The sequence below is a fragment of the Paenibacillus sp. P5_B5 genome (assembly GCF_056400365.1).
Map to the genome: position 1 here is coordinate 94,649 of NZ_JBFULK010000006.1, position 23,121 is coordinate 117,769.

The 23,121-nt window shown below is 40.3% G+C and carries 21 protein-coding genes; 13 read left to right on the forward strand and 8 right to left on the reverse strand.

The annotated features are described in order from the left end of the window. The first annotated feature begins 75 nt into the window (after nt 1–75). The 3 genes from cstA (at nt 76) to AC1DOK_RS10400 (ending at nt 3,397) form a co-directional block, all read left to right on the forward strand. Nucleotides 76–1,881: a carbon starvation protein CstA gene (gene cstA, locus AC1DOK_RS10390; protein ID WP_477554201.1), complete on the forward strand. Its 1,806-nt coding sequence runs from the start codon at nt 76–78 to the stop codon at nt 1,879–1,881. Between the two features lie 115 nt (nt 1,882–1,996). Beyond that, entirely contained in the window at nt 1,997–2,599 is a 603-nt protein-coding gene (locus AC1DOK_RS10395) for a hypothetical protein (RefSeq protein ID WP_477554202.1), read from the forward strand. A gap of 42 nt (nt 2,600–2,641) precedes the next feature. Beyond that, entirely contained in the window at nt 2,642–3,397 is a 756-nt protein-coding gene (locus AC1DOK_RS10400) for a hypothetical protein (protein ID WP_477554203.1), read from the forward strand. A gap of 169 nt (nt 3,398–3,566) precedes the next feature. On the opposite strand, the gene AC1DOK_RS10405 is transcribed toward AC1DOK_RS10400, so the two are convergent. Then, nucleotides 3,567–4,736: an MFS transporter gene (locus AC1DOK_RS10405; protein ID WP_477554347.1), complete on the reverse strand. Its 1,170-nt coding sequence runs from the start codon at nt 4,734–4,736 to the stop codon at nt 3,567–3,569. Nucleotides 4,737–5,118: 382 nt separating this feature from the next. On the opposite strand from AC1DOK_RS10405, the gene AC1DOK_RS10410 reads away from it, so the two are divergent. After that, nucleotides 5,119–5,700: a TetR/AcrR family transcriptional regulator gene (locus AC1DOK_RS10410; protein WP_477554204.1), complete on the forward strand. Its 582-nt coding sequence runs from the start codon at nt 5,119–5,121 to the stop codon at nt 5,698–5,700. 435 nt (nt 5,701–6,135) lie between these two features. Here AC1DOK_RS10410 and AC1DOK_RS10415 read toward each other — a convergent pair whose 3' ends face one another. Continuing rightward, the gene (locus tag AC1DOK_RS10415) at nt 6,136–6,909 is read right to left on the reverse strand and encodes a helix-turn-helix domain-containing protein (RefSeq protein ID WP_477554348.1); all 774 of its coding nucleotides are present in this window, start codon (nt 6,907–6,909) and stop codon (nt 6,136–6,138) included. On the opposite strand from AC1DOK_RS10415, the gene AC1DOK_RS10420 reads away from it, so the two are divergent. The 4 genes from AC1DOK_RS10420 to AC1DOK_RS10435 all read left to right on the forward strand — a co-directional run bounded on the left by AC1DOK_RS10420 (nt 6,827) and on the right by AC1DOK_RS10435 (nt 9,548). Continuing rightward, entirely contained in the window at nt 6,827–7,033 is a 207-nt protein-coding gene (locus AC1DOK_RS10420; protein WP_477554205.1) for a helix-turn-helix transcriptional regulator, read from the forward strand. The genes AC1DOK_RS10415 and AC1DOK_RS10420 overlap by 83 nt on opposite strands. 53 nt (nt 7,034–7,086) lie before the next feature. After that, complete coding sequence (locus AC1DOK_RS10425; RefSeq protein ID WP_477554206.1) at nt 7,087–7,830, forward strand: formylglycine-generating enzyme family protein; 744 nt, start codon at nt 7,087–7,089, stop codon at nt 7,828–7,830. Nucleotides 7,831–7,872: 42 nt separating this feature from the next. Then, a complete protein-coding gene (locus AC1DOK_RS10430; protein WP_477554207.1) occupies nt 7,873–8,835 on the forward strand; it encodes a helix-turn-helix transcriptional regulator in 963 nt (320 codons plus the stop codon). A gap of 86 nt (nt 8,836–8,921) precedes the next feature. Further along, complete coding sequence (locus AC1DOK_RS10435) at nt 8,922–9,548, forward strand: type 1 glutamine amidotransferase family protein (protein ID WP_477554208.1); 627 nt, start codon at nt 8,922–8,924, stop codon at nt 9,546–9,548. Nucleotides 9,549–9,636: 88 nt separating this feature from the next. Here the strand turns inward: AC1DOK_RS10435 and AC1DOK_RS10440 are convergent, their stop codons facing one another. Further along, a complete protein-coding gene (locus AC1DOK_RS10440; protein WP_477554209.1) occupies nt 9,637–10,209 on the reverse strand; it encodes a TetR/AcrR family transcriptional regulator in 573 nt (190 codons plus the stop codon). Nucleotides 10,210–10,386: 177 nt separating this feature from the next. Between AC1DOK_RS10440 and AC1DOK_RS10445 the strand changes: the two genes are divergently transcribed. Next, a complete protein-coding gene (locus tag AC1DOK_RS10445; protein ID WP_477554210.1) occupies nt 10,387–11,088 on the forward strand; it encodes an ABC transporter ATP-binding protein in 702 nt (233 codons plus the stop codon). Next, on the forward strand, nt 11,088–14,135 hold the full coding sequence (locus tag AC1DOK_RS10450; protein ID WP_477554349.1) for an FtsX-like permease family protein: 3,048 nt from the start codon (nt 11,088–11,090) through the stop codon (nt 14,133–14,135). Before AC1DOK_RS10445 ends, AC1DOK_RS10450 begins: the two co-directional genes overlap by 1 nt. 225 nt (nt 14,136–14,360) lie before the next feature. Here the strand turns inward: AC1DOK_RS10450 and AC1DOK_RS10455 are convergent, their stop codons facing one another. Next, nucleotides 14,361–14,927, reverse strand: a complete 567-nt coding sequence (locus tag AC1DOK_RS10455) for a TetR/AcrR family transcriptional regulator (protein ID WP_477554211.1) — start codon at nt 14,925–14,927, stop codon at nt 14,361–14,363. A gap of 195 nt (nt 14,928–15,122) precedes the next feature. Here AC1DOK_RS10455 and lpdA point away from each other — a divergent pair, with 195 nt between their 5' ends. Beyond that, on the forward strand, nt 15,123–16,526 hold the full coding sequence (lpdA, locus tag AC1DOK_RS10460) for a dihydrolipoyl dehydrogenase (protein ID WP_477554212.1): 1,404 nt from the start codon (nt 15,123–15,125) through the stop codon (nt 16,524–16,526). Nucleotides 16,527–16,576: 50 nt separating this feature from the next. Here lpdA and AC1DOK_RS10465 read toward each other — a convergent pair whose 3' ends face one another. Continuing rightward, entirely contained in the window at nt 16,577–17,515 is a 939-nt protein-coding gene (locus AC1DOK_RS10465; protein ID WP_477554213.1) for a helix-turn-helix transcriptional regulator, read from the reverse strand. A gap of 124 nt (nt 17,516–17,639) precedes the next feature. Between AC1DOK_RS10465 and AC1DOK_RS10470 the strand changes: the two genes are divergently transcribed. After that, entirely contained in the window at nt 17,640–18,086 is a 447-nt protein-coding gene (locus AC1DOK_RS10470; protein ID WP_477554214.1) for a VOC family protein, read from the forward strand. Nucleotides 18,087–18,257: 171 nt separating this feature from the next. On the opposite strand, the gene pgmB is transcribed toward AC1DOK_RS10470, so the two are convergent. Together pgmB and AC1DOK_RS10480 are read right to left on the reverse strand one after the other, a co-directional pair. Next, entirely contained in the window at nt 18,258–18,935 is a 678-nt protein-coding gene (gene pgmB / locus AC1DOK_RS10475) for a beta-phosphoglucomutase (RefSeq protein WP_477554215.1), read from the reverse strand. A 58-nt stretch (nt 18,936–18,993) separates the two neighbouring features. Next, nucleotides 18,994–21,282 (reverse strand): glycoside hydrolase family 65 protein, encoded by a 2,289-nt coding sequence (locus tag AC1DOK_RS10480; RefSeq protein WP_477554216.1) that lies wholly within the window; start codon nt 21,280–21,282, stop codon nt 18,994–18,996. 109 nt (nt 21,283–21,391) lie between these two features. Between AC1DOK_RS10480 and AC1DOK_RS10485 the strand changes: the two genes are divergently transcribed. Next, the gene (locus tag AC1DOK_RS10485) at nt 21,392–22,135 is read left to right on the forward strand and encodes a helix-turn-helix domain-containing protein (RefSeq protein WP_477554217.1); all 744 of its coding nucleotides are present in this window, start codon (nt 21,392–21,394) and stop codon (nt 22,133–22,135) included. A gap of 107 nt (nt 22,136–22,242) precedes the next feature. On the opposite strand, the gene AC1DOK_RS10490 is transcribed toward AC1DOK_RS10485, so the two are convergent. Then, on the reverse strand, nt 22,243–23,115 hold the full coding sequence (locus AC1DOK_RS10490; protein WP_477554218.1) for a carbohydrate ABC transporter permease: 873 nt from the start codon (nt 23,113–23,115) through the stop codon (nt 22,243–22,245). Nucleotides 23,116–23,121: the final 6 nt, after the last annotated feature.

Sequence of the window (23,121 nt, forward strand, 5' to 3'; positions counted from 1 at the left end):
TTATCTTGAAAATCAATTTAATTGGTTTTCATTGCGTATGATTAGCATAACACCAAGGAGATGGAGGTACGCAATATGAATGCAGTTACAATAGTAGTTGGGTCTATATGTATTTTATTAATTGCTTATCGTTTATACGGTACGTTCATGGCGGCGAAAATATTAAAACTTGAGGCAATGGATGCCGCTAAGAAAACTCCTGCACATGAGCTAGAGGATGGTAAAGATTTTGTACCAACCAATAAATGGGTCACGTTCGGTCATCACTTTGCAGCAATCGCTGCTGCGGGTCCATTAGTTGGCCCGATCTTGGCCGCACAATTCGGTTATTTACCTGGACTTATTTGGCTTCTTATTGGAGCTGTTATCGGAGGAGCCGTACATGATGCCGTTGTCTTATTTGCTTCGATGAGAAAAAATGGACAATCTTTATCTGAAGTAGCTAAAGCGGAACTTGGTCCTGTTGCCGGCTTTTGTACAGGGCTCGCGATGTTATTTATCATCACGATTACAATGGCGGGGCTTTCTATGGTTGTACTTCATGCCTTAGAAAATAATCCATGGGGTACATTTGCAGTTGGTATCACGATCCCAATCGCAATGGGTGTGGGAATCTACCACCGGATGACAGGTAAATTAAAAGGAGCTACCATTGTCGGTTTTGTCTTAATTATGGTGGGAATTCTGCTCGGACCAAACATCCAAGGTACTGCTCTTGGCGATTTCTTAACACTTAAAGCAAGCACGCTTGCTATTATTTTACCCGTGTATGCATTCTTTGCTGCGGCATTGCCTGTCTGGCTCTTACTTGCACCTCGTGATTATTTAAGCACCTTCATGAAAATTGGAGTTTTTGGAGCACTAATTGTTGGTGTTTTTTATGTAAACCCTACAATTCAATTTCCAGCTCTTACTGAATTCATTAATGGCGGCGGTCCAATCGTTGCGGGTCCAGTTTGGCCATTCATCTCCATTACGATTGCCTGCGGGGCCATTTCAGGATTCCACGCATTCGTTGGATCAGGAACAACACCCAAAATGATAAATCGCTGGACAGATATTAAACCAGTAGCATTTGGCGCTATGCTTGTTGAATGTCTTGTTGCCATTATGGCTTTGATTGCTGCTGTTTCCCTTCAACCAGGAGATTACTTTGCAATTAACTCCTCACCTGAAGTATTCGCAACACTTGGGATCGATACCGTCCATCTGAAAGAATTAGCTGCAGAGATTGGGATGAATCTAGAAGGACGTACGGGTGGAGCGGTTACACTAGCTGTCGGTATGACTTATATTTTCACGAAACTTCCTTGGTTTGAAAACTTAGCCTCTTTCTTCTTCCAATTTGTCATTCTCTTTGAAGCGGTCTTTATTTTAACAGCCATCGACTCAGGTACACGTGTAGCACGATACTTGATTCAAGATTTCTTTGGAGATTTCTATAAACCACTAAAGAGAACGAACTGGTTACCAGGTAACATATTTGCAAGTGCATTAGCGTGTTTTATTTGGGGCTATCTGCTCTTTTCAGGGGATATCAGCTCGATCTGGGCACTGTTCGGAGTTTCCAATCAATTGATGGCATCTATCGGTTTAATTATCGGTGCAACAGTTGTCTTGAAAATTGCGGATAAACGTTGGTATATGCTCACATGCTTGATTCCACTAGCTTATTTATACGTAACAGTCAATGTAGCAGGATACTGGATGATTAAGAATGTGTATCTGAATACAGCTTCCAAAAGTTATAGTTTGTTAAATGGCGTTCTTTCCATCGTTATGTTGGTCTTAGGGTTAATCATTATTATTGCCGCTATCAAAAAGTGGATGGAGCTTTGGAAAACTCCTCAGCAAGAATTAGTAAAAAAATATGGAATATAAATAAATAGAGCATAATTCATTGAGATTTCATCTCTATGGATTATGCTCTTTCTTTTTCTAAGCTTGCTGTATAATGATTACGTAGAACAATTAATATTATGGAGGAATACATCAAATGCCAGACATGATTGAAGAGCTCAGGAAAATGTCTCAAAAAAAGGGATTTGAAAATAAAATAGATTTTCAACAGTTGCTAGAAAAATGCAAGACCATAGCGTTATCAAGTGCAGATGCTGAATTTTTAACAGAACTATATTCTTTAGCAAAAAATTTGTACATTCGTAACATAATAATGATGTCACTTGTGTTTTGTGAAGATATTGAGTTAAAGGATTTTTTCTTCAAAGCCTTTAAAAAAGAACGCTATCTAGATATGAGATTGACTGCAATCCGAGGATACGCGAATTATGCCACTGAAAAAGAAGTAGAGAAACTGATGTCTAAGTTCATAGAAACTCTGATGAAGCGTCCTGAAAATACACCATATAACTATCAAGAATATGAGTTGATTCGTTCTGCTTTTGGGTTACCGTATTTAGTAAATAGATTTGGATACGCTTGTTTTATTCAGGCATATGCACAAGAAGAAAAACAATACAATGCAATGCCAGATGCTTTCAAAGGACACTTTACGATAGATGAAAAAGGAAATCCTGTCCAACTTCGGTCATCTGAAGAAACCAAGAAAATGCTTGATGAATTTTGGGGAAGAGTCTAAGCATTTTCTAATTAATTCATCAATCAGAAGGGAGTGCTATTATTGCGTTATGACATTGAAATTGCGTGCACATCCTATTTGACACTTCACGAACAAAAGCTACGGATTAAGTCATTTTTGATAGATTATTTTGGCACAGCTAACTTCTTTCTTGTTGAAACGGGCTTTTCTATAACAGCCGTACAAGAGGAAATAGCTTTTTTTGAGTGGATAAATACAGGTAGACCGGATCGAACGACTAAAGAATTGTTTCTTTTTGAATGGGTTGAGCAAGAGAGAGGGATTGGGCATTTACAATTGAAATGCAGCTTTTTTAACCGTTTGAAAGATAATAGCAGGCGGAAACAATTCGAGAAAATCGTTTTGCAAATAAAAGAACATATGGGGCATCCTACCGAAACACTTCATATCGATCAAACAGGAAAATATATCGATGTACGGCAATTTCATCATCGTGCTGATGGGAAAATTGGATATGATTTGCTTCCTTATGCAGAAGATGAGCAGGGACGTTGGCGTGAAAATTTGGGTGTTGGCTTATGGATATATCGTGAGGATTTTCATCTTTTATACGAAGGAATCAAGGCGGTATATCCGCGTAAGGGGACAGACTTTGAGGATTTCGATGACACTGGTATGAATTTTATTAGTAAGTCGGAGTGGAAAATGATCTTGAAGCATTGGACGCAACTTGCAATCAATAACCCATCTAGCGCTGAATTTATAGATTATGTAAGTCGGTGGGTAATAGCAACGCTAGAGCATGTGGATGAAATTGCGATTGAAGGGAACTTGTGATTTGATGATCTCGTTATAGGATGACAAGAATGATAGCCGATTCCATTGCAGGTTAATTGTGTTTATTATATTTTATTGGAACAGATTCTTGTCATGATCATGTGACAAGAATCTGTTCTGTTAGCGTTTTTCGTTTATTGGGTCGTGCTAATAGCACTGAGTAAGAGCTTTATTTTGATATGACAGCCCACGGACGGAGGGTCAATGCCCAAAATAGGAGTGTCAAAGCACTAACGGCGGCACCCAACAGGCATACTCCGTTCCAGCCAGCGTAAGCGTAGATACTGGTTGAAGCGATTGAACCGGTGGCGCTGCCGATAGAATAGAAAATCATGTAGCCCGCGGTGAGTCGACTACGTGCCTCAGGGCGCACGTTAAAGATTAAACTCTGGTTAGTGACATGTACGGCTTGCACCGCCAGATCAAGGAGGACTATGCCAGCGATTAATGCGGGCAGTGAGTGTTCGGTAAAGCTGATTGGCAGCCATGATATGAGCAACAGGGTTAGCGCGATGCCGGTGGTCCACTGACCAAAACCTCGATCGGCGAGCCGCCCTGCCTGAGCTGCCGCTAACGCTCCAGCAACTCCAGCGAGACCAAACGCCCCAATCGCGGTATGCGAAAGAGACAGCGGGGGAGCACTGAGAGGCAGCACCAGCGAAGTCCACAATATACTGAACACAGTAAAAATCAGTAGAGCTAGTACGGCGCGGATGCGTAAGATTCGTTCTTGCACGAACAAGGTGAACACCGAACGAAGCAGCTGTGGATAGGATAGTGACGCTCCTTCGCGTACATAATTCGGCAGCGCCCGGAACAAGGCGCCAGCCATGACGAGCATCAACGCCGCAGAGACGAGATAAACCGAACGCCAACCGGCAAGATCAGTCAATACGCCAGCGACGGTTCGGGCAAGCAGAATACCGATAACCACTCCGCTTGTCACCAAGCCGACTATACGTCCGCGCTCGGCTGGGGCAGCTAAAGTCGCTGCGAACGCCACGAGCATCTGCGTCACTACGGCGAGCAGTCCAACCGCAGCCAAGCCTGTGAGCAACACTATGCTGGTGGGGGCGATGCCAACCACAATCAGAGCTAACACGGATAATAGCATCAGACCGGGGATTAGCCGGCGTCGATTCAACAGATCGCCAAGAGGTACCAGTATTAGCAGTCCCAACGCATAACAAATCTGAGTAATGGTAATGACAATGCCGACGGATGAATGGGCGATACCGAACTTGCTCGCCAGAACGTCCAGCAGGGGTTGTGCGTAGTAGATGTTTGCGACAGCCAGCCCGCAGGCGGTTGCAAACAACAGTGCCACATAGCGAGACATTGAAGAGACGGGAGCTGATTCGGATGTGTTGAACGCACCTTGTGTCGTTTCCGCTTCAATGCTGCAATAATCCCCTGTAATGACTGCCGCTTTTTCTTCAAGCTCCTCCATTTTTCAAACACCACTCCTCATTAAATTTATTATCATACCAATCAGTATATTGTACCGAACGGTATGATTTAATGCCAAGTTAATATAACTCGCACCAATGCGTACTGTCAATCGATGATTGACGAAGATTATTTTGTGAAATTAAAGAATATAGCATTTTACTTGTCAGTAAAGGGGGTTTATAATTTGTGAGAAAGAACTATTATTTGACAGCGTATCCTTCGAAGAATAAAATTATAACATACTGAACGATATGAAAAGAGGGGTTACCATGGTCCGACAGCGGGAATTTGATGTGGAAGAGGCATTAGACGCAGCTATGCAAATATTTTGGGAGAAGGGATTCGAAGCTACCTCATTAAGCGATTTAACATCCAGAATGGGCATTCAGCGGCCAAGCATATACTCAACCTTTGGAGACAAGAAAGAATTATTCGAAGCCGCGCTGCGAAAATATACACGAACCCATGCTTCCAATGTCCGAGCTAAATTCCAGAACAATTTATCAGTAAAAGAAGGGTTTTGCATCATATTTGAAGGTGTTGTGGCAGAGAAATATTCAGAAAGTTACAATCGGGGATGCTTTTGCATCAATACGATGGTGGAACTTGCACCTCATGATGAGAAATTTGAAATCCTTACAAGGGAACATCAGATGTATCTTTCGGCAATATTTCAAGAAATGATCGAACGAGGCGTAAGATCGGGTGAGCTTGAAATTAAAATGAATGCAAAAGCATTAGCACAGACACTAGTTATATCGTTAATCGGACTTACCGTGATGATGAAATCTCGACCGGAACGATCATTTATTGATAATTCTGTAGAGACTATACTTACATTAATTAATTAGATGTAGGGTGTTTCTATAAAATCTAACTTGGACTAGAGCAAGCACTATTCCGTTTGGACACAATAAATTGTTCTCTGCTTTCACTGTCTACTTCACACATGTGGAGTGCTTAATATTGATGATTCGTTATCGATAAATGAGATGTGACAGTTTCGCTTAAAAGTATTGTTTTGCTGGAAAGGGAAGGCTCAGCTCAGCTGGAAGTACGAGCTGGTTGGTTACACTATCCCAAAAGTAAGTCGATGAAGTAAATGGTTTTTGCGCGGGTGCCTAACTCAGCTGGGAGTATACCATGTAGTGTTCACACAACCCAAGGAATGAAGAAGCAGTTGTAGGGATTATCGTGAGGAATTAGCTCAGTCTGGTAGTCCACCATATATACAATCGAAACGACAGTAGTGTCGTTTTTTTTTTTTAGGGTGACTCTGAAATGGATTAGTCGTTGCCCTTTGCATATTGCTTCGGAGATTTACTGACCGCTGCTTTGAAATCTTTACTAAAGTGGGCTTGGTCGAAATAGCAGAGATCCATCGCCAATTGAGTCATATCCACTCCACGTTCTATTAACTCCATCGCCTCATGCATTCGATAGCGCCGAATTACCCATTTAGGGCTTACACCTATATATTGATTGAACCAACGTTGTATTGTCCTCTTGGAAATGCCGAACTGATGAACTAGGTGTTCGACTTTGGTGATGCTAGCATTATAAACGATCTCATCTATTACTTCATTCAGTAAGTCAACCGTTTCATCATGATCAGGTATACTTTGTCGTAATAACCGTTCAACGATCATAATCTTCTCTTCTTTATTCTTAAGCGTAAACAGTTCCTCTTCAAAAGAGTTATTATCTAGGGTAAAGTAGTCGGAAATATTGACGACTTGATCTGTAAGTGTAGAAACAGGCGCTTGAAAATAACAATGAAAAGCTCCAGGCCTGAAAAGAACGCCTACAATCTGTCCTTCACCTTGCAGAACATTTACAGATTTTCTGCTTTCTATGCCGCGTATATACGAATTGTCACGCTGGAAAACCACGTTTACTCCCGGATGTTGCAAAACTTCTTGGGAATAACTGCTATGATCGCTAGTACAATAGCGTTCTTTATAGGAGGGTAATGATTTGAAAGATGAATTAGTATTAAATAACCGCCTTAAAGTAGCGAGAGCAGAAAAAAATCTTTCACAGGGGCAATTGGCTGAAATGGTGGGAGTATCACGCCAAACAATCAGCTCAATTGAAACAGGGCAGTTTTGCCCGACTGCTAAATTAGCTCTCATTTTATGTGTAGCTTTAGATAAGAAATTTGAGGAATTGTTTTATTTTTGAATTGAAGTATTCGAGGGCGGAAAGTCATGATTCACTACACAGGAGCTGATGCAATGGATGATAAAATAAAGAATTATTTAGATAACCAAATGGTACCGATTCCTAGTGGCATAGAGCATATAAGGGATTATCGAGATGAACAAAAATGGATTAGTTCAGATTCTAGAATGAGCATACCTGGGCAAAAAAACAATTTGAAGGAAATAAAACGCGAAGTTGAAATAAAACCATTTTTTCTTGCACAATATCCTGTAACTAAGTGTTTATATAATGCAATAACCCAAAAAACATCGGTCAACATTGAATTGGATTCTACACCAATGGTGAATGTATCTTGGTATGATGCTATTTTATTTTGCAACTTGCTTTCAAAAGAATTGGGATTGAAAGAGTGTTACTCTTATGACCACATCGATGGTAATGTTTTTTGCGATTGGAATGCTAATGGATATAGATTGCCAACAGATGCGGAGTGGCAATACGCATGTAAAGCAGGCTCAACTGGATATAGATATGGTGAGATTAAGGACATCGCTTGGTATCGTGATAATTCGCAAGGTAAGATTCATGAGGTAGGACAAAAAGAGCCAAATCAATGGGGCTTATATGATATGCTGGGAAATGCCTGGGAATGGTGTTGGGACTTGTATGATGAAAAAACATATGGTCAATACCGTATTTTTCGTGGCGGAAGTTGGGCCGAATCGGCTAGAGGGTGCGGAGCTTCATGCCGTCGCCGTGGTCATCCGTCATTTGGCATTGATGACCTAGGATTCCGTCTAGCTAAATCTATCTGATCGGACTTATTGGTATCATCTTGATAGAAAGGAAGGGATGCTATGTCCAAAAACGATAATATGCTAGCAATTCTATGGATGCTGAGTTCAGGAGTAAAAATAACTGCGAAACAAATTGCGGAAAAGTTAGAGGTAAACGTGCGAACCATATACCGTTATATTGATTCGCTTTGCGCCAGTGGAGTACCGATCGTATCTGATGCAGGTCAGAATGGTGGATATAGCTTGCTGAACAATTTCATCAGTGCGCCTTTGTTCTTTGATGTTGAAGAACAAAAAGCGATACTTCATGCTGCCGTATTTGCAAAAGAAGCAGGGTACCCTTTCAGTGAGGCATTAAGCAAAGCTACAGATAAATTGAAAATGTATTCAAACCGGGAACAGGAAAGCAATCTCAAGCGCCATTTAACTGGCTTTGAAGTGATAAGCCGTAATATTGACCCTTCTGTTAAGCCAACATTAGTAGAACTGGATCAGGCTGTAGCAAACGAGTATTCTGTAGAGATTAAATACCGCACAAGCCATGAAGAACAATCCAAGCAAAGGGTGATTGATCCTTATGGTGTGATTTATTGGAATAATAAATGGTATACGATTGGGTTTTGTCATCTACGAAATGAAATCAGAAGTTTCCGAGCTGAACGGATTTTACAGATAAAACAAACGCAAATGGTGTTTAAACGGCCTGAATCTTTTTCTGCCAAGGAGTTTTTTTTACAAAATCTATTGCCGGAACTGACGGATAAGGATGAGGTGATTTCGTTAATCATAAGGGGCAGGGCTGAGGCTTTGGACGACTTGTGTATTCATTGGTTTTTGGGTCATCATCTGAAAGAGAGGACAACCAATCAAGCTGTCTTTTTACTTGACCAAAGAGCAATTCATGCATATGTGCCGTATTTCCTTTTATCCTATGGGAAGGCGATTCAGGTAATCGAACCACAGAGTTTGAAGATACAACTCGTTGCTGTCGCATCAGAGTTAATGGAATACTATAAGATTTAACAGCTTCACTGACAGCCGTTGTCAGTGAAGCTGTTTTATAATGAGACAAAGGTATCAATGAATTGTAAAAGATGGAGGACATGCAAATGAATAATACAGTATATCTCTATGTATTTGATACGTTGGCAGACTGGGAAATAGGTTACTTAACTGCCGAACTGAATTCGGGAAGATATTATAAGAAAGGGCTGACGCCATCCAAAATAGTTACTGTTGGAATTGAAAAGACCCCTATTATTACAAAGGGGGGCTTGAAAATATTACCTGATATTAAGCTGGATGAGTGCTGTATTAACAACACAGATGCTTTGATTCTACCGGGTGGAGATACGTGGGCAGAAACAATTCACGAACCTATACTAAAAATAGTAGAGCAGTGTTTAAGGGAGAATATTGTTGTAGCGGCGATTTGCGGTGCTACAGTAGGACTGGCTAAGAGAGGATTGTTGGATTCGCGATGGCATACGAGCAATGACTTGGAATATCTTAAAATGATATGTCCTACCTATACCGGAGAAAAGTGCTACAAGAAGGAGTCCGCCGTAACTGATGGAAAACTGATAACTGCTTCTGGAGTAGCTCCATTGGAATTTGCTTTACATGTCTTAAAGTCCTTAGATGTATTCACACCACAAACATTAGACGCTTGGTATAATCTGAATAAAACTCATGAACCGAAATATTTCTACGAGTTGATGAGTTCAATTCAATGAACGTTGATGGTGCGGAAGTAGGCAACAAAAAAGAGGCTGAAAACCTTGTAATAACAAGGATTTGGGCCTCTTTGTTTTTAACATTTAATCATATAAAAGAAGCTCTGCCATTAATTGCTGTTTTTAGTATCAACTCTGCCATTTCCTTAGCTGGCTTTTTCATACCGTCTTTCAGCCACATCTGAATGACCCCGACAGCACCGCTTGCTAAAAAATGAAATATATATTCAGCATCCTCTTTATTTAAGGAATCATTTTCGATCACGGCAATAAAATGCTGTCTGCCAATAATTTTTATGACTTCTTGCTGAAACTTCATATCTCCGTTTGGACTCAGTAAAAGATCAAAAATTTCTGCATTTTCCTCTACATATTCTAAAATTTTTTCAGTCATTTCAATGGGAATAAGCTTATTGTCTTTAAAATCGTAGCCTTCCAAATACTGATTGATATCATTGATTATTTCAATTTCAATCTGATGAAGCAAATCATACTGATCCAAATAATGTGCATAGAATGTCGCGCGGTTAATATCAGCATCTTCACAGATTTCCTTGATAGAGATTTTTGAAATGGGTTTTTGTTTTAAAATTTTCACAAAGCTTTCCTTTATAACCATTTTAGTGTATTTTACCCGTCTATCAGGTTTCTTTATTTCCATAATAACCTCCTGTAGGCAAAATAGTAATGTTATTTATTAAACACTTTCTGAAAATCTGTTGCCTAACTATCACTTTTTAATTATATGACTGTTGTATTTATTTCATGATGTTAATATACTTTGTTCATGATAAATAATCAACATAATGTTTGTTAAAGTTGGAGGTAGATTAGATTCATGTCATTTATAGAATTCAAAAACATTAAGAAGGAATACGTTATTGGAGATGTAACCATTACAGCCGTCCAAAACTGTTCTTTTTCAATAGAAAAAGGAGAATTAGTTGTCATATTGGGTCCATCTGGTGCAGGTAAAACAACTGTTTTAAATTTGCTGGGTGGAATGGACGGCCCAAGTGATGGTGCGATATGGGTAGATAATAAGGAAATCCATCAGTATAGCAAAAAAGAGCTTGTAAATTATAGGCGTAATGATATTGGATTTGTGTTTCAATTCTATAATCTTGTAGAAAATCTGACGGCGCTTGAAAATATTGAGCTTGCCTGTCAAATATGTCCGGATTCACTGGATCCGAAAACCATTTTAGATCAGGTTGGTTTATCCGAACGCAGGAGCAATTTTCCATCGCAGTTATCCGGAGGAGAACAACAGCGTGTTGCCATAGCAAGAGCTATCGCCAAAAATCCCAAGCTGCTTTTGTGTGATGAGCCTACGGGTGCCCTTGACAGTGTGACTGGGCAGCGGATTATTGAACTTTTACAAAAAACTTGTAGAGAAATGGGCATGACAACCATATTAATTACGCACAATGCCGTTATCGCAGAAATAGCAGATAAAATTATAAAAATCAAGAACGGAACAGTGAATGATATTATGATCAATAAAAACCCTAAAAAAGTGGATGAGATTACGTGGTGATGAAATTGATATACAAGAATACCTTGGTAAAAATAAAGAAATCATTGGGAAGATATATATCACTGTTCGTTATTGTTATGGTAGGCGTTGGCGTTTTTTCAGGACTAAAGGCAAGCGCGCCGGATATCCTTACAGGTGTGGATCAATATTATAAAGAACATCATTTAATGGATTTTAAAATCGTCAGCTCCCTGGGATTAACAGATGAAGACGTTGGTGCACTAAAGAAATTAAAGAATGTAGAAACAGTGGTTCCCAGTTATTCTTTGGATGTTTTGGATCAAGGCCAAACGACCAGGGTGCATGCAATCGAAGAATCCATCAATACGGTCAAACTGATAGATGGCAGGATGCCTGAAACCGATATGGAATGTTTGGCAGATGGCAATAAATATAAAGTCGGCGACAAGATCAAGATCACCAGTGATGTAAGCGATAAACTGAAAAATACGGAATTTACCGTTGTAGGAACTGTGAAATCGCCTTTATATATGGCACATGATTATGGAAACACCACGGTCGGTGACGGAACCCTATCCTCCTTCATTTATGTTAATAAAAACAATTTCATTATGGAAGCTTATACGGAAATCTATATTGCTTCCAATACCCAGGATGCTAAGGCGTATTCCAATGAATATGAAGAGTTTGTATCCCCGATAAAAGAGGAAATAGTAGAGATAAAGCCTGAAAGAGAGAGTGCACGGTATCAGGAGATATACAGCAAAGCAAGCAATGAAATCAATGACAACGAAGCAAAACTGAAGAACGAAAAAGAAAAGAACGAAAAAAAGCTAACCGATGCAAAAATTCAGTTGGATGAAAATTCCTTCACACTTAAAAACGCAAAAGAAGAGCTTGCTAAAAATGAAGCTGATTTACAAAAAAACATTGAAACAAAGAACGCAGATTTCCAAACCGGAAGAAATAAAATTGCCAACGGTTGGAATGAAATCAATGCTGCATTAAAAAGCAACGGTATGGAAAAAGAAGAGTTAGGTGCCAAAATCAATGAACTGGACACCACTATTCAAACAATGAAGGCGCAGATGAACCAGCTTCCTGCCGACAGTCCGGAATATGCACAGTTCAGTGCAACAATAAGTCAGTATTCCGCTTCCTATGAAGGATTGCTCAAATTAAAAACATCTATTGATGCATTAACTGCGCAAGAAGAACAATTAAACAAAGGCATTAAAACCTTTAATACTGAAATTGCAAAGGCAAAAAATGAAATTGAAAAAGGCAAAAACAAAATCGCCGAAAATGAAAAGAAACTGGACGATGGGTATAAGGAATATAACGAAAACTTGGCAAAATTCAATTCGGAAATGGACGATGCCAACACAAAGATTGAGGATGCAAGAAAAGATATTTCAGAAGTAAAAAAAGCTAAATGGTATGTTTATGACAGAGATGCCGTTATTGGTTACGATGAACTTAAATTTGGCACAGATGCCATAGATTCCGTGGCCGCTGTTTTCCCTTTGTTTTTCATAATAATCGTTATTTTGATGACATCCAATACAATGGCCCGGATGATCGTAGAAGAACGAAGCGAACTTGGAACATTGACATCATTAGGATATAAAGACAGCAGAATTATTTTCACTTACCTGCTTTATGTGCTGTCTGCAACCGTACTAGGGACTATAACCGGTTTTTATATAGGAAGCAGTGTAATTCCGCATATTATCTATGCTGCTTTTAATCAATTCATTTTACCGCCGCTGGTTATCCAATATGACATGTTAAGTTTATTGCTGATTTCTGCGGTGGCCATAACGCTGATGACAGGCGTAACGGTTTTCTTCTGCAATATGGAATTAAAACAAAAACCTGCAGCTCTGTTGCGTCCGGTACCACCAAAGGGTGGACAAACCATACTGCTTGAAAAAATAGGTTTTCTATGGAAGCGTCTTTCCTTTACCTGGAAAGTGACCTTGCGAAACATATTCCGCTATAAGCAAAGAGTATTTATGACGATTGTCGGCGTAGCGGGGTGTACGGCGCTATTGCTTACGGGATTTGGTTTGAGTGACAGCATTAACGGTGTCGCAGAAAGACAATATGGTGAAATCTTTAAATATAATGCATTGATGGTGCTGAAAAGCGAAACCCAGAAGATAAACGGGAATTTGGAAAATCTGCTGGTAGAGGAAAAAGTCGAAGACCCGGTTTTAATAAAGCAAACCACCTTTGAAGCCGGATCCGGAGACAAATTACTGGATACTTATTTAATCGTACCTGAAAATAAGGAGTTGTTTGCGAAATATTATAATTTGACAAGTCAAGTAACAGAAACCGGCATTAAATTGGATGATAGCGGTGTTGTTATTACGCAGAAGCTGGCTGAGGTTTTAAATAAAAGCAAGGGTGATGCAATCAATATCAGAGATACGGATAATCATTCGTATTCATTGCCTATTTCCGATGTTGCAGAGAATTATATGAAGAATTATGTCTACATGAGCAAAGAGCTGTACAGTACGGTGTTCGGCGAAGATGCCTCCTATAATATGATTGTATCTGATTACAATCAGGATGAAACAACACTAGCAAAGCATTTGCTGGAAAGTGATTCCATTGCCAATGTGACCTTCAAGGAGGATATCGTGCAAAGAGCAGTGGATGGAAATGCAAGCTTAAACAATGTGGTGGTTTTGGTGGTTATTATTGCTTCACTTTTGGCAGTCATTGTGCTGTATAATTTAACTTCCATTAATATAAGCGAAAGAAAGCGCGAAATAGCTACACTGAAGGTACTAGGATTTACCGATAAGGAATCCAATCAATATATTTACCGTGAGGCTTTTATGCTGACCTTGATCAGTACGGGTGTGGGCCTATTGTTGGGAATTCTGTTTCATCGATTTGTAATCGGAGTTATAGAAGGGGATGCAAGTGTGTATTTCAAAAATATACATGGTATCAGTTTTGTATGGGCAGCTCTGATCATCATTATAGTTTCTGTCATTATGCAAATGGTTACCTATTCTAAAATAAAGACAATCGACATGATTGAATCATTAAAGTCTGTTGAATAAATGTTTAGTACCTTCCCACTGAGATGGGGAGGTATTTGTTCTATTGTTCAGCACAATTTGCGGAAAATTAAAAATAATAATAGAAAACTAAGATAATATTGATCATCTCATTTCGAAATAATGGCAGGTACAATAGATTAGTCAAGGGGCTGATGATAATGAGTGAAAAATCAAACCAAAAATTAATCATTCAAAATAGAAAACAACGCGAAAAGAAATTTCGTACTAGGTCATAACCAGCTCTTTGGCATACTGCTTGCCTGCCGAGAGAAGGCTGTCGCTCAGTTCAGGATCATTAACAGACCGTGCAAGAACAAGAGAGCCGACCATGGTACTTAACAGTGCGCTACCTTTGGACGCGTCAATTTCAGCCAGATTGGAGATAAAAGCAATCATCCGCTCCAGTTCATGGGTAAATACCTGCCGAATCTCTTCTGAACAACGGGATATTTCGCCAGAAAGGGCAGGAAGAATGCAGCCCATCTCCGTTTTGTCACGGTGATACGGACTTAAATAATAATCAATGACAGTATTGATTTTGGGGTTCTGCTTCTCCTGATCAGCAGCTTCCTGTAGAAGTGCGATGGTATCGCTGATGGCATACCGGCAGGCTTCGGCGACCAACTGTTCTTTGTTATCAAAGTGTGCATAAAACCCACCGTGAGTTAGCCCCGCCCCCTTCATAATGAACGGAACACTTACATCGTGGATACCATTGGCGCGAAAAGCCTGGGCAGCACTTTCAACGATCTTATTCCGCACTTTCATCTTATGGCCTTTGGGATAGGGCATTGTAATCACTCCACAGCTTCATAATTCTACTTTCAAAATATTATAAGCGTCATAATAATACCTGTCAATTTAGTGATCCGGTAACTGTTAGCTCAAGAAAGGCTAATCACGGCTGTTGACGGTTTTAAAATATGATGTTTATAATATATTATGTCCATCATATTTTAAAACAACTTCAACAGGAGGTATCTGGATATGAGTAAGCTTGAATCCGTAGAAACGTTGGTCATAGGATCAGGTCCGGGAGGTTATGTGGCGGCGCTGCGATCTTCACAGCTTGGTATGAAAACGGCGATAGTCGAACGCAGTCAACTTGGCGGAGTTTGCACGCATGTTGGTTGCATTCCATCCAAAGCATTAATTGCAGAATCGCATCGCTATGATTTGCTCAGACAGTTTAATAACGCAGATGTGGCAGCGTCATTTAAGAATGCTCAGGATTTCAAGCAGGGGATTGTGACTAAGCAGGCAGGTGGAGTTAGTTATTTATTGAAGACTGCTGGTGTGAGCATTGTGGAGGGAGACGCAAGTTTGGTTGATGCACATACAGCTATTATCAAGCAAACTGGACAGGAGCAAACCATTTCTTTTAAGTACGCCATACTGGCAACGGGCTCTCGTCCGATTGAGCTGCAAGCATTTCCGGTTAGAGGGCGTATTTTGTCTTCCACAGAAGCTCTGTCGCTCCCTGAGGTTCCGAACAGCCTGGTAGTTATCGGCGGTGGATATATTGGTGTCGAACTGGGGCAAATGTATGCCAAATTTGGAGCTAAGGTAACGATTCTGGAGGGAGGAGAACAAGTGCTGCCGGGATTCGAGGCAGACCTTACGGTGCCTGTTATCCGGCAGTTGAAAGCTGATGGTATTAACATTATAACCGGGGCGACAGCTGAGAAAGTAGTGCAGAATGCGGATACAATTACACTGCATTATTTAAAAAATCGGGAGCAGCATCATGTTACAGCGGAATATGCGTTAGTCACTATCGGCAGAAAGCCAAACACAGACGGCAATTTAGGGTTGGAGCATATAGGTTTGCCGGTGACGAGCAGGGGGCTGATTGAGACGGACGAACAGTGCAGAACGGCTATCCCGCATATTTTCGCAATCGGAGATATTACGGCTGGTCCGACACTTGCTCACAAGGCGTCCTATGAAGCCAAGATTGCGGCAGAAGCCATTGCAGGCCATGCCTCCGAGGTTGATTATAAAGCCATTCCGCTCGTCGTTTTTTCTAATCCAGAGCTGGCCAGCGTTGGCTTAAGTGAAACGGAAGCAAAGGCAAAATTCATTCCGATTGTTATTGGCAAGGCCTCTTTTGGGATCAACGGGAGAGCATTGGCATTGGGGGAAACTGAAGGATTCGTCAAAATTGTGGCGGACCCGACCTCAGGAATCGTGCTTGGTGCACAAATCGTTGGCGTGGAGGCGTCAACACTCGTATCGGAGCTTGCACTTGCTATCGAGATGGGTGCAACCGTGGAGGACTTGGCTATGACGATTCACCCCCATCCCACATTAGGAGAAGTGATTATGGAGGCTGCCGAAAACGTAGTAAGAAAAATGATGATGAAAATTAAAAAAGAGCAGCAGATTTAACAACATTGAAAGGGAATGGGAGAGATTAGTATTGCGATCTGCATGCTGATTTATAATTTTTGATAGTGATTTAAGAGATTCTCTACTCTATCTTGGATCATTTGTTTTAATGATTCAGGCTTCACGGATATAACATAATGACCATATCTCATCAAATAGTTAGCTATAAACTCCTCTTCTCCTGGATTATAGAATCCCTTAATGACTGTTTGATTACCATTTTCTAATTTCATAGAAGGATAATGTTCTTTATAAAAAAGATCCTTGGCATGTTCTAAAATCTCTACTTCAAAGTCAATACTCTTCTCAGATTGATAAATTTCTAATGAACGACTAACGAGTTCATCTATAGAAAAGTGAGATTTGATTTCCTCTTCTTCTATACGGGTTATTCTATCGCATCTGAAAACTCTATATTTATTCGTATTTAACTCTATTCCAGTAGCATACCATTGACCAAACTTGGCGGAAATTTTGAAGAATTGAACGTGGTAACTTTTTGTCTGATTATCTTTTACATATTGAATCTTACAGCTGCTCTCATTAAGAATGCTTTTTAGAATTTGATCTAAAAAACGACTGACATTATGATGCTGATATATTTCAAATTGTAGGACTTTTTTCATTTGGTGAATCTGATTTATTTGTTTTCTAGAAAGACAGTTTTCAAACTTTTCATTTAGTTGATTAACACTTAAATGAAATGGTGTTGATTGATAAGATTCTAACGTCAACATTGCAAAGTACAGAGCATACACTTCATCAATTGTAAAAATAATGGGAGATAACAATCTATTTTTTAAGATACCATATCGTCCATGTCTGCCATGTTCCGAATAAATAGGCATACCTAATTGTTCTAATGAGCTAATATCACGTAGAGCTGTACTTTTTGAAATATTGTATTTATCCATTAGGTCATTTAAATTAAAGAATTCTCGACTGTTTAAGTATCTGGTCATGTCATTTAATCTTTCTGATTTCTTCATAAAATATATCTCCTTATAAAGGTGTCATATTTTGATACCTTTATATATTATGATAAGTTCAAGGTCATATATCAAATGTATAAGATATCTACCTAAAATGATTATATAAAAGGAGATTGAAACCATGAGTACAACACTAGAAATAGCTATTTTCTTATCTATGAACGGAAAAGCAAAAGAAGCTATACATTTTTACAAAGAACATTTTAACGCAGAGGAATTGTTACGTGTAACCTATGAAGACATGGCAAAACACGAAAGCTCCATACAGCTTACTGATGAAAATAAAAATTATATTGCTCATTCTGTCTTATCAATTGGAAAAACAAAAGTCATGATAGCAGAAGATACAATGAATACCAGTGAAGCATATACAGTTGGGAATAACACTTCATTATGTATTCAAAGTGCTGACATAGCGGAAATTGAACATTTTTATAATAGCTTAATTACAGATGATCGAGTGAAAATCATTGTTCCTTTATCGAATAATGTGTTTAGCAAAGCATACGGTATTATTGAAGACCCGTTCGGTATTCAAATTCAATTAATGTTTGATGACAGATTATAATGCCTAATTCAGTTTTGTAAAGTACCTTATCTCTTCTTTATCCGTATAGAATCCAATGGATTCGTATAGATATAAAGCCGATTTATTTGTAGTTAATACCATGAGATTAGTGTCAAAAAAATCGCCCTTCCTAACCAACACGGCTAGGAAGGGCGATTATCTTTTTTTTTCTTATTGTTGCTTAACGAGGGTAACAAGCGTATCCAGATTTAACTCTGAAGTTCCTGCAAGCACGAGATCCGCATGTGGAAATGCTTCGGATGAACCAATAGCAACGGCGAACATGCCTGCTGACTTAATTGCTTGCACTCCGGCTACAGCATCTTCAACACCGACACAGCGGCTTGGTTCTACACCCAGCAGTTCAGCAGCCTTTAAGAATACTTCAGGATCCGGCTTTGTGTTCTGGATCTTAGCGGCATCAACAATAATTCCGAAGGAACTCGTTAATCCTAGACTATCCATCACCGTAAAAGCATTCTTGCTGGCTGATGCAATAGCAGTCTTAATACCCGCACGGCGGAGTTCGTTCGTGAACTCGATTATGCCAGGTAGAACATCTTGTGGTGTGATGGAGGTAATTAATTCTTGATAAAGCTTGTTCTTCCGCGTTGCTAATTGGTCTAGCTCGTCGTCTGTATAGTTAACAGGCACTTCTGCTTGGCTAAGTAGCAGGTTCAGAGAATCCATGCGAGAAACGCCTTTTAGATTTTCATTAAATTCGCGGGTGAAAGGAATGTGCAATTCGTCTGCAATAGCTTTCCATGCCAAGTAATGATGTTCTGCTGTATCTGTAATGACGCCGTCTAGATCGAAGATCACGGCCTGAATTGGTTGTTGCATATTCATAGAGTCCTCCTGAGGTTATTTATAATTGATACTATTTATGATGTTATCTATGAGTTATTTATGATTGACGTAATGATGTCTCAAGAACTTGGTTTGCTTGTAATGTCACTTGCTCGTTATACAACTGAAGTGTGATTGGCTCCCCTTCAAGGACCTCAAGCTGTAGGCTGCCTTTATCGATTCGACAGGAAATGAGACGACCGTGATAACGGATTCGGAAGCCGTATCGTTCCCAGCTTGCAGGAATGGTTGGTGCCAAGGATAGACCTGATTCTTTCAATCGAACTCCCGCAAAGCCGTATACGATAGCCATCCAAGTACCGCCCATATTGGCCAAATGCAAGCCATCCTTCGTGTTCCCATGGGTATTATCCAGGTCTAATCGCGCTGTTTCAGTGAAATAATCATAGGCTTTATTGAGATAACCGACTTTGGAAGCCATGATGCTAAAAATACACGAAGACAGGGAGGAGTCATGCGTTGTGATCTCCTCATAATAATCAAATGAACGGCGGATTGTATCGGAATCCTGTTCATCTTCCAGCAAGAAATGAGCTAATACCGTATCGGCTTGTTTGCACACTTGATATCGATAAATCGTTAACGGATGGTAGTGAAGCAGCAATGGATGTTTATCCTTCGGCGTGTTCTCGAAATCCCATTTCGCTTTGCGAAGGAACGTATCATCTTGTGGATTAATGCCAAGTTCCTCATCATAAGGAAGATACATCGTGCTCGACGCGTGCATCCATCCTTGAACTTCCTCAGGGCTGACTTGTAGACGATTACATAGCGCAGCTAACCCTGCTGGATCATAGGCTCGAAGAAGCTCGAAGCTTTTGGCTGCCCATTTGAGGTTATGCTTAGCCATGACATTCGTATAGTAGTTGTTGTCCACGCAACATGTATATTCATCCGGTCCTGTTACCTCATCAATATGAAAAGCACCTTGGTAATCATGGCCCATATCCATCCATAAGCGTGCTGTCTCGAATAAAACCTCCGCTCCGTAGTTCAATAAGAAATCTCGATCTTCCACGGCGAGATAATATTGGACGTAGCTGTACGCGATATCCGCGCTAATATGGTACTGCGCCGTTCCGGATGGGAAGAAGGAGGAACATTCGGTACCTGAAATGGTGCGCCAAGGGAATAATGCACCTTGCTTGTGTCCCATTTCCCTAGCACGATCTCTTGCTTGTTCTAAGGTTGAGTAACGGAATAACAAGAGCTGTCGAGCAATTTCTGGTTGTGTCATTAAGAAGATCGGGAACATATAAATCTCTGTATCCCAGAAAAAGTGTCCCTCATAGCCTTCTCCCGTTAACCCCTTCGCAGAGATATTACTATAGGCATCTCTTCCGGCAGATTGCAGAAGATGATAGAGATTAAAGCGAATACCTTCCTGCAAGGAAGCATCTTTCTCAATCTGAATGTCCGAGGAGTTCCAGAAATGGTCCATATATTGTTGTTGCTGCGCAATAATATCTTCGAAGCCCCGCGTTAGAAGTTGTTCTTGGATGCGCATCCCTTGCTCGATGGGTTGATCACCGTGCCGTAAGGTGTCTGTGTACACATTCCATTTGGTGAAGTGAATCGGCTCCTCTGACGAGAATGTATAGGTGCAAGTGACTTTCTTCTCTTCGACTTCCGTCTGAACCCCAGCATGATGCGGGTATTGATGCCGCGTAACACAAGCCATTTGGAGCTGAGAGACTGTCGTTTCGTTCATCACATACGCGTACGCTCCCTTTGTGTTACATTCCTTAACGGATAATAAAGTAGCGTGTCCCGAAGCAACCCGGGGATCGTTCACTGCTGTATAGTTGCTGACATTTCCATCCACCGTAGAGACAATCTTAATTGGACCTATCCAGTGAAGGGCTTCGATCCGAACGTCAATGACGAATAATTCTCGAACGTCGAAGGATACTAGTCGTCGGTACGTGACCTTGATTTCTCGGCCTAATGGCGAGCGCCAATGAATCATTCGTTCGGCATATCCTTTATCCATGTGTAGATGGCGATCATAGGCGATCACTTCACCTTCAAATAACTGGAAGAGCTCTTCTTCCTCCCCCAAATAAAGTCGAATACTTTGAGCATCTATACCATTAACAAGCTTTTGTTGTGTACTTGGAAATCCATATAATTTTTCCCCATAAGGAATTTGAATGACATCGTGAAAAGCATTTAAGTAGGTGCCGCGAATACTATTCATTCCATCTGCGTAGCCTTCTTCAAAATTACCTCTTACTCCTAAGTAACCGTTACCAAGTGCAAAAATGCTTTCAAAATTTAATAGCTCTTCTTCAGATAATGCATGATTCGTGAGCGTCCAATTCATCCTAAGATCCCCCTCTAAATGTGGTATGGTTGAATTTTAGCGGGATTGAGTTTAGAATTATATTAAATATTTTCGTTTTTTGTTAAAATTTTTAGGTGAGGTGAGCTGAATGAATACACTTGTTCCGAAGAGTACACAACAACAGTATCTATCGTCCCGGTTACAATATTTGGAGCAAAGCTTTCTGCATCCTTCATTTGACTATGAAACGGAATTAATGGAAGCCATTCGATTTGGGAATGATGCCAAAGCGATGGCCATGATGCAAAAGATTAATGAAATGGAAGGCGCGACGCTTGCAAAGCATCCTTTGCGCTCCAAGAAGAATGCCCTAATTGCTTCTTGTACGTTATTCACTCGAGCAATTATTAAAGGGAATGTAGATCCAGAAACCGCATTTCAATTAAGTGACGCCTGCATTCTAGAAATTGAAAAAATCGGGGAGGTAGAGCGGTTAGCCTCTTTTGAATTTGAAATGCTCTTGCAATTTATTGGCATGGTTAAGCGAAAAACCGAGGTTTTGCATTACAGTCATATTGTGAACCTGGCGATCTATTATATTGTGGAACATATCTCTTATGATCTTACACTCAAGCAGATTGCCGAGCATGTACAGGTCCATCCAAGCTATATGTCAGACCGGTTCAAGAAGGAAACGGGAGTTGGCATTACCGCATTTATCAATCGGAAGAGAATCGAAGAATCTCAGCATTTTCTTATCCATACCAATATGCCGATCTCGGAGATCGCTGTCCTATTCAAGTTCTGCAATCAGAGCTACTATACGCATCTATTCAAGCAAATAAATGGCAAAACGCCGAAGGAGTTCCGTAGAGACGGTGCTAAGGATTGATCTTGATCCGTCTTTAAATAAGGCATCCTCTCGGGTTGTGAGAGGATGCCTTTGGTCATTGAATGAGGATAAACGGAAATTATGTAATCATTACTGATGAATTCAAGCTATTCCTTGACGGCGCCAATGACGATTCCTTTCACGAAGAAACGCTGCAGGAACGGATAAATGATTAAGATTGGCAGAGCACCAATGAAAATTTGAGAAGCTCGGAATGTCCGTTGTGACATGTTCGCGAGAACAGCAGGATCAAAACTAGTTGTGTTATTTTGTACGATGATGGTTTGCATGAAGCTCGCAAGCGGAAGTTTTTCCGCCCCTTTCATATAAATAAGTCCGTCGAAATACGCATTCCAGTGTCCCACCATTGTAAACAAAGCGATCGTTGCGATGGCTGGCAAAGACATAGGTAGATAGATCGATATGAAGCTTCGAAGATGCCCTGCGCCATCGATAAATGTGGCTTCCTCTAGTTCCTTTGGAATGGAACGGAAGAAATTCAAGAGCAGAATAACGTTGTAAACAGTAACAAGGGTAGGCAGAATTAAAGCGAATAGACTATTCAAAAGGCCTAGTTTCAAAACGAGTAAGTAGCCTGGAATAAGGCCGACAGTGAACAGCATTGTAATGACAAAATACCATAAGTAGAAGTTTCTACCTCGAAAAACACGAGATTCTTTGGAAAGTGCATATGCGGCGAGCGTGTTTACAGTTAAGGCTAGCGCTGTTCCAAAAACCGTACGTTTAATGGATACCCAAAGCGACGTAAGAAAGTTAACATTACCGAAAGTCTCTGCATAAGCTTCAACCGTAAATCCAATAGGCCAGAATGTAACGAGCCCAGCATTAGCGGGAGCGGTCGAACTTAGGGAAACCATTAGCATATGGACTAGTGGCAGCAGGCAAGTGATGGAGATTGTTATGAGCAATATATAGTTGAATACACTAAAAATACGATAAGGCAGTGTTTTGTGATACATGAGCGG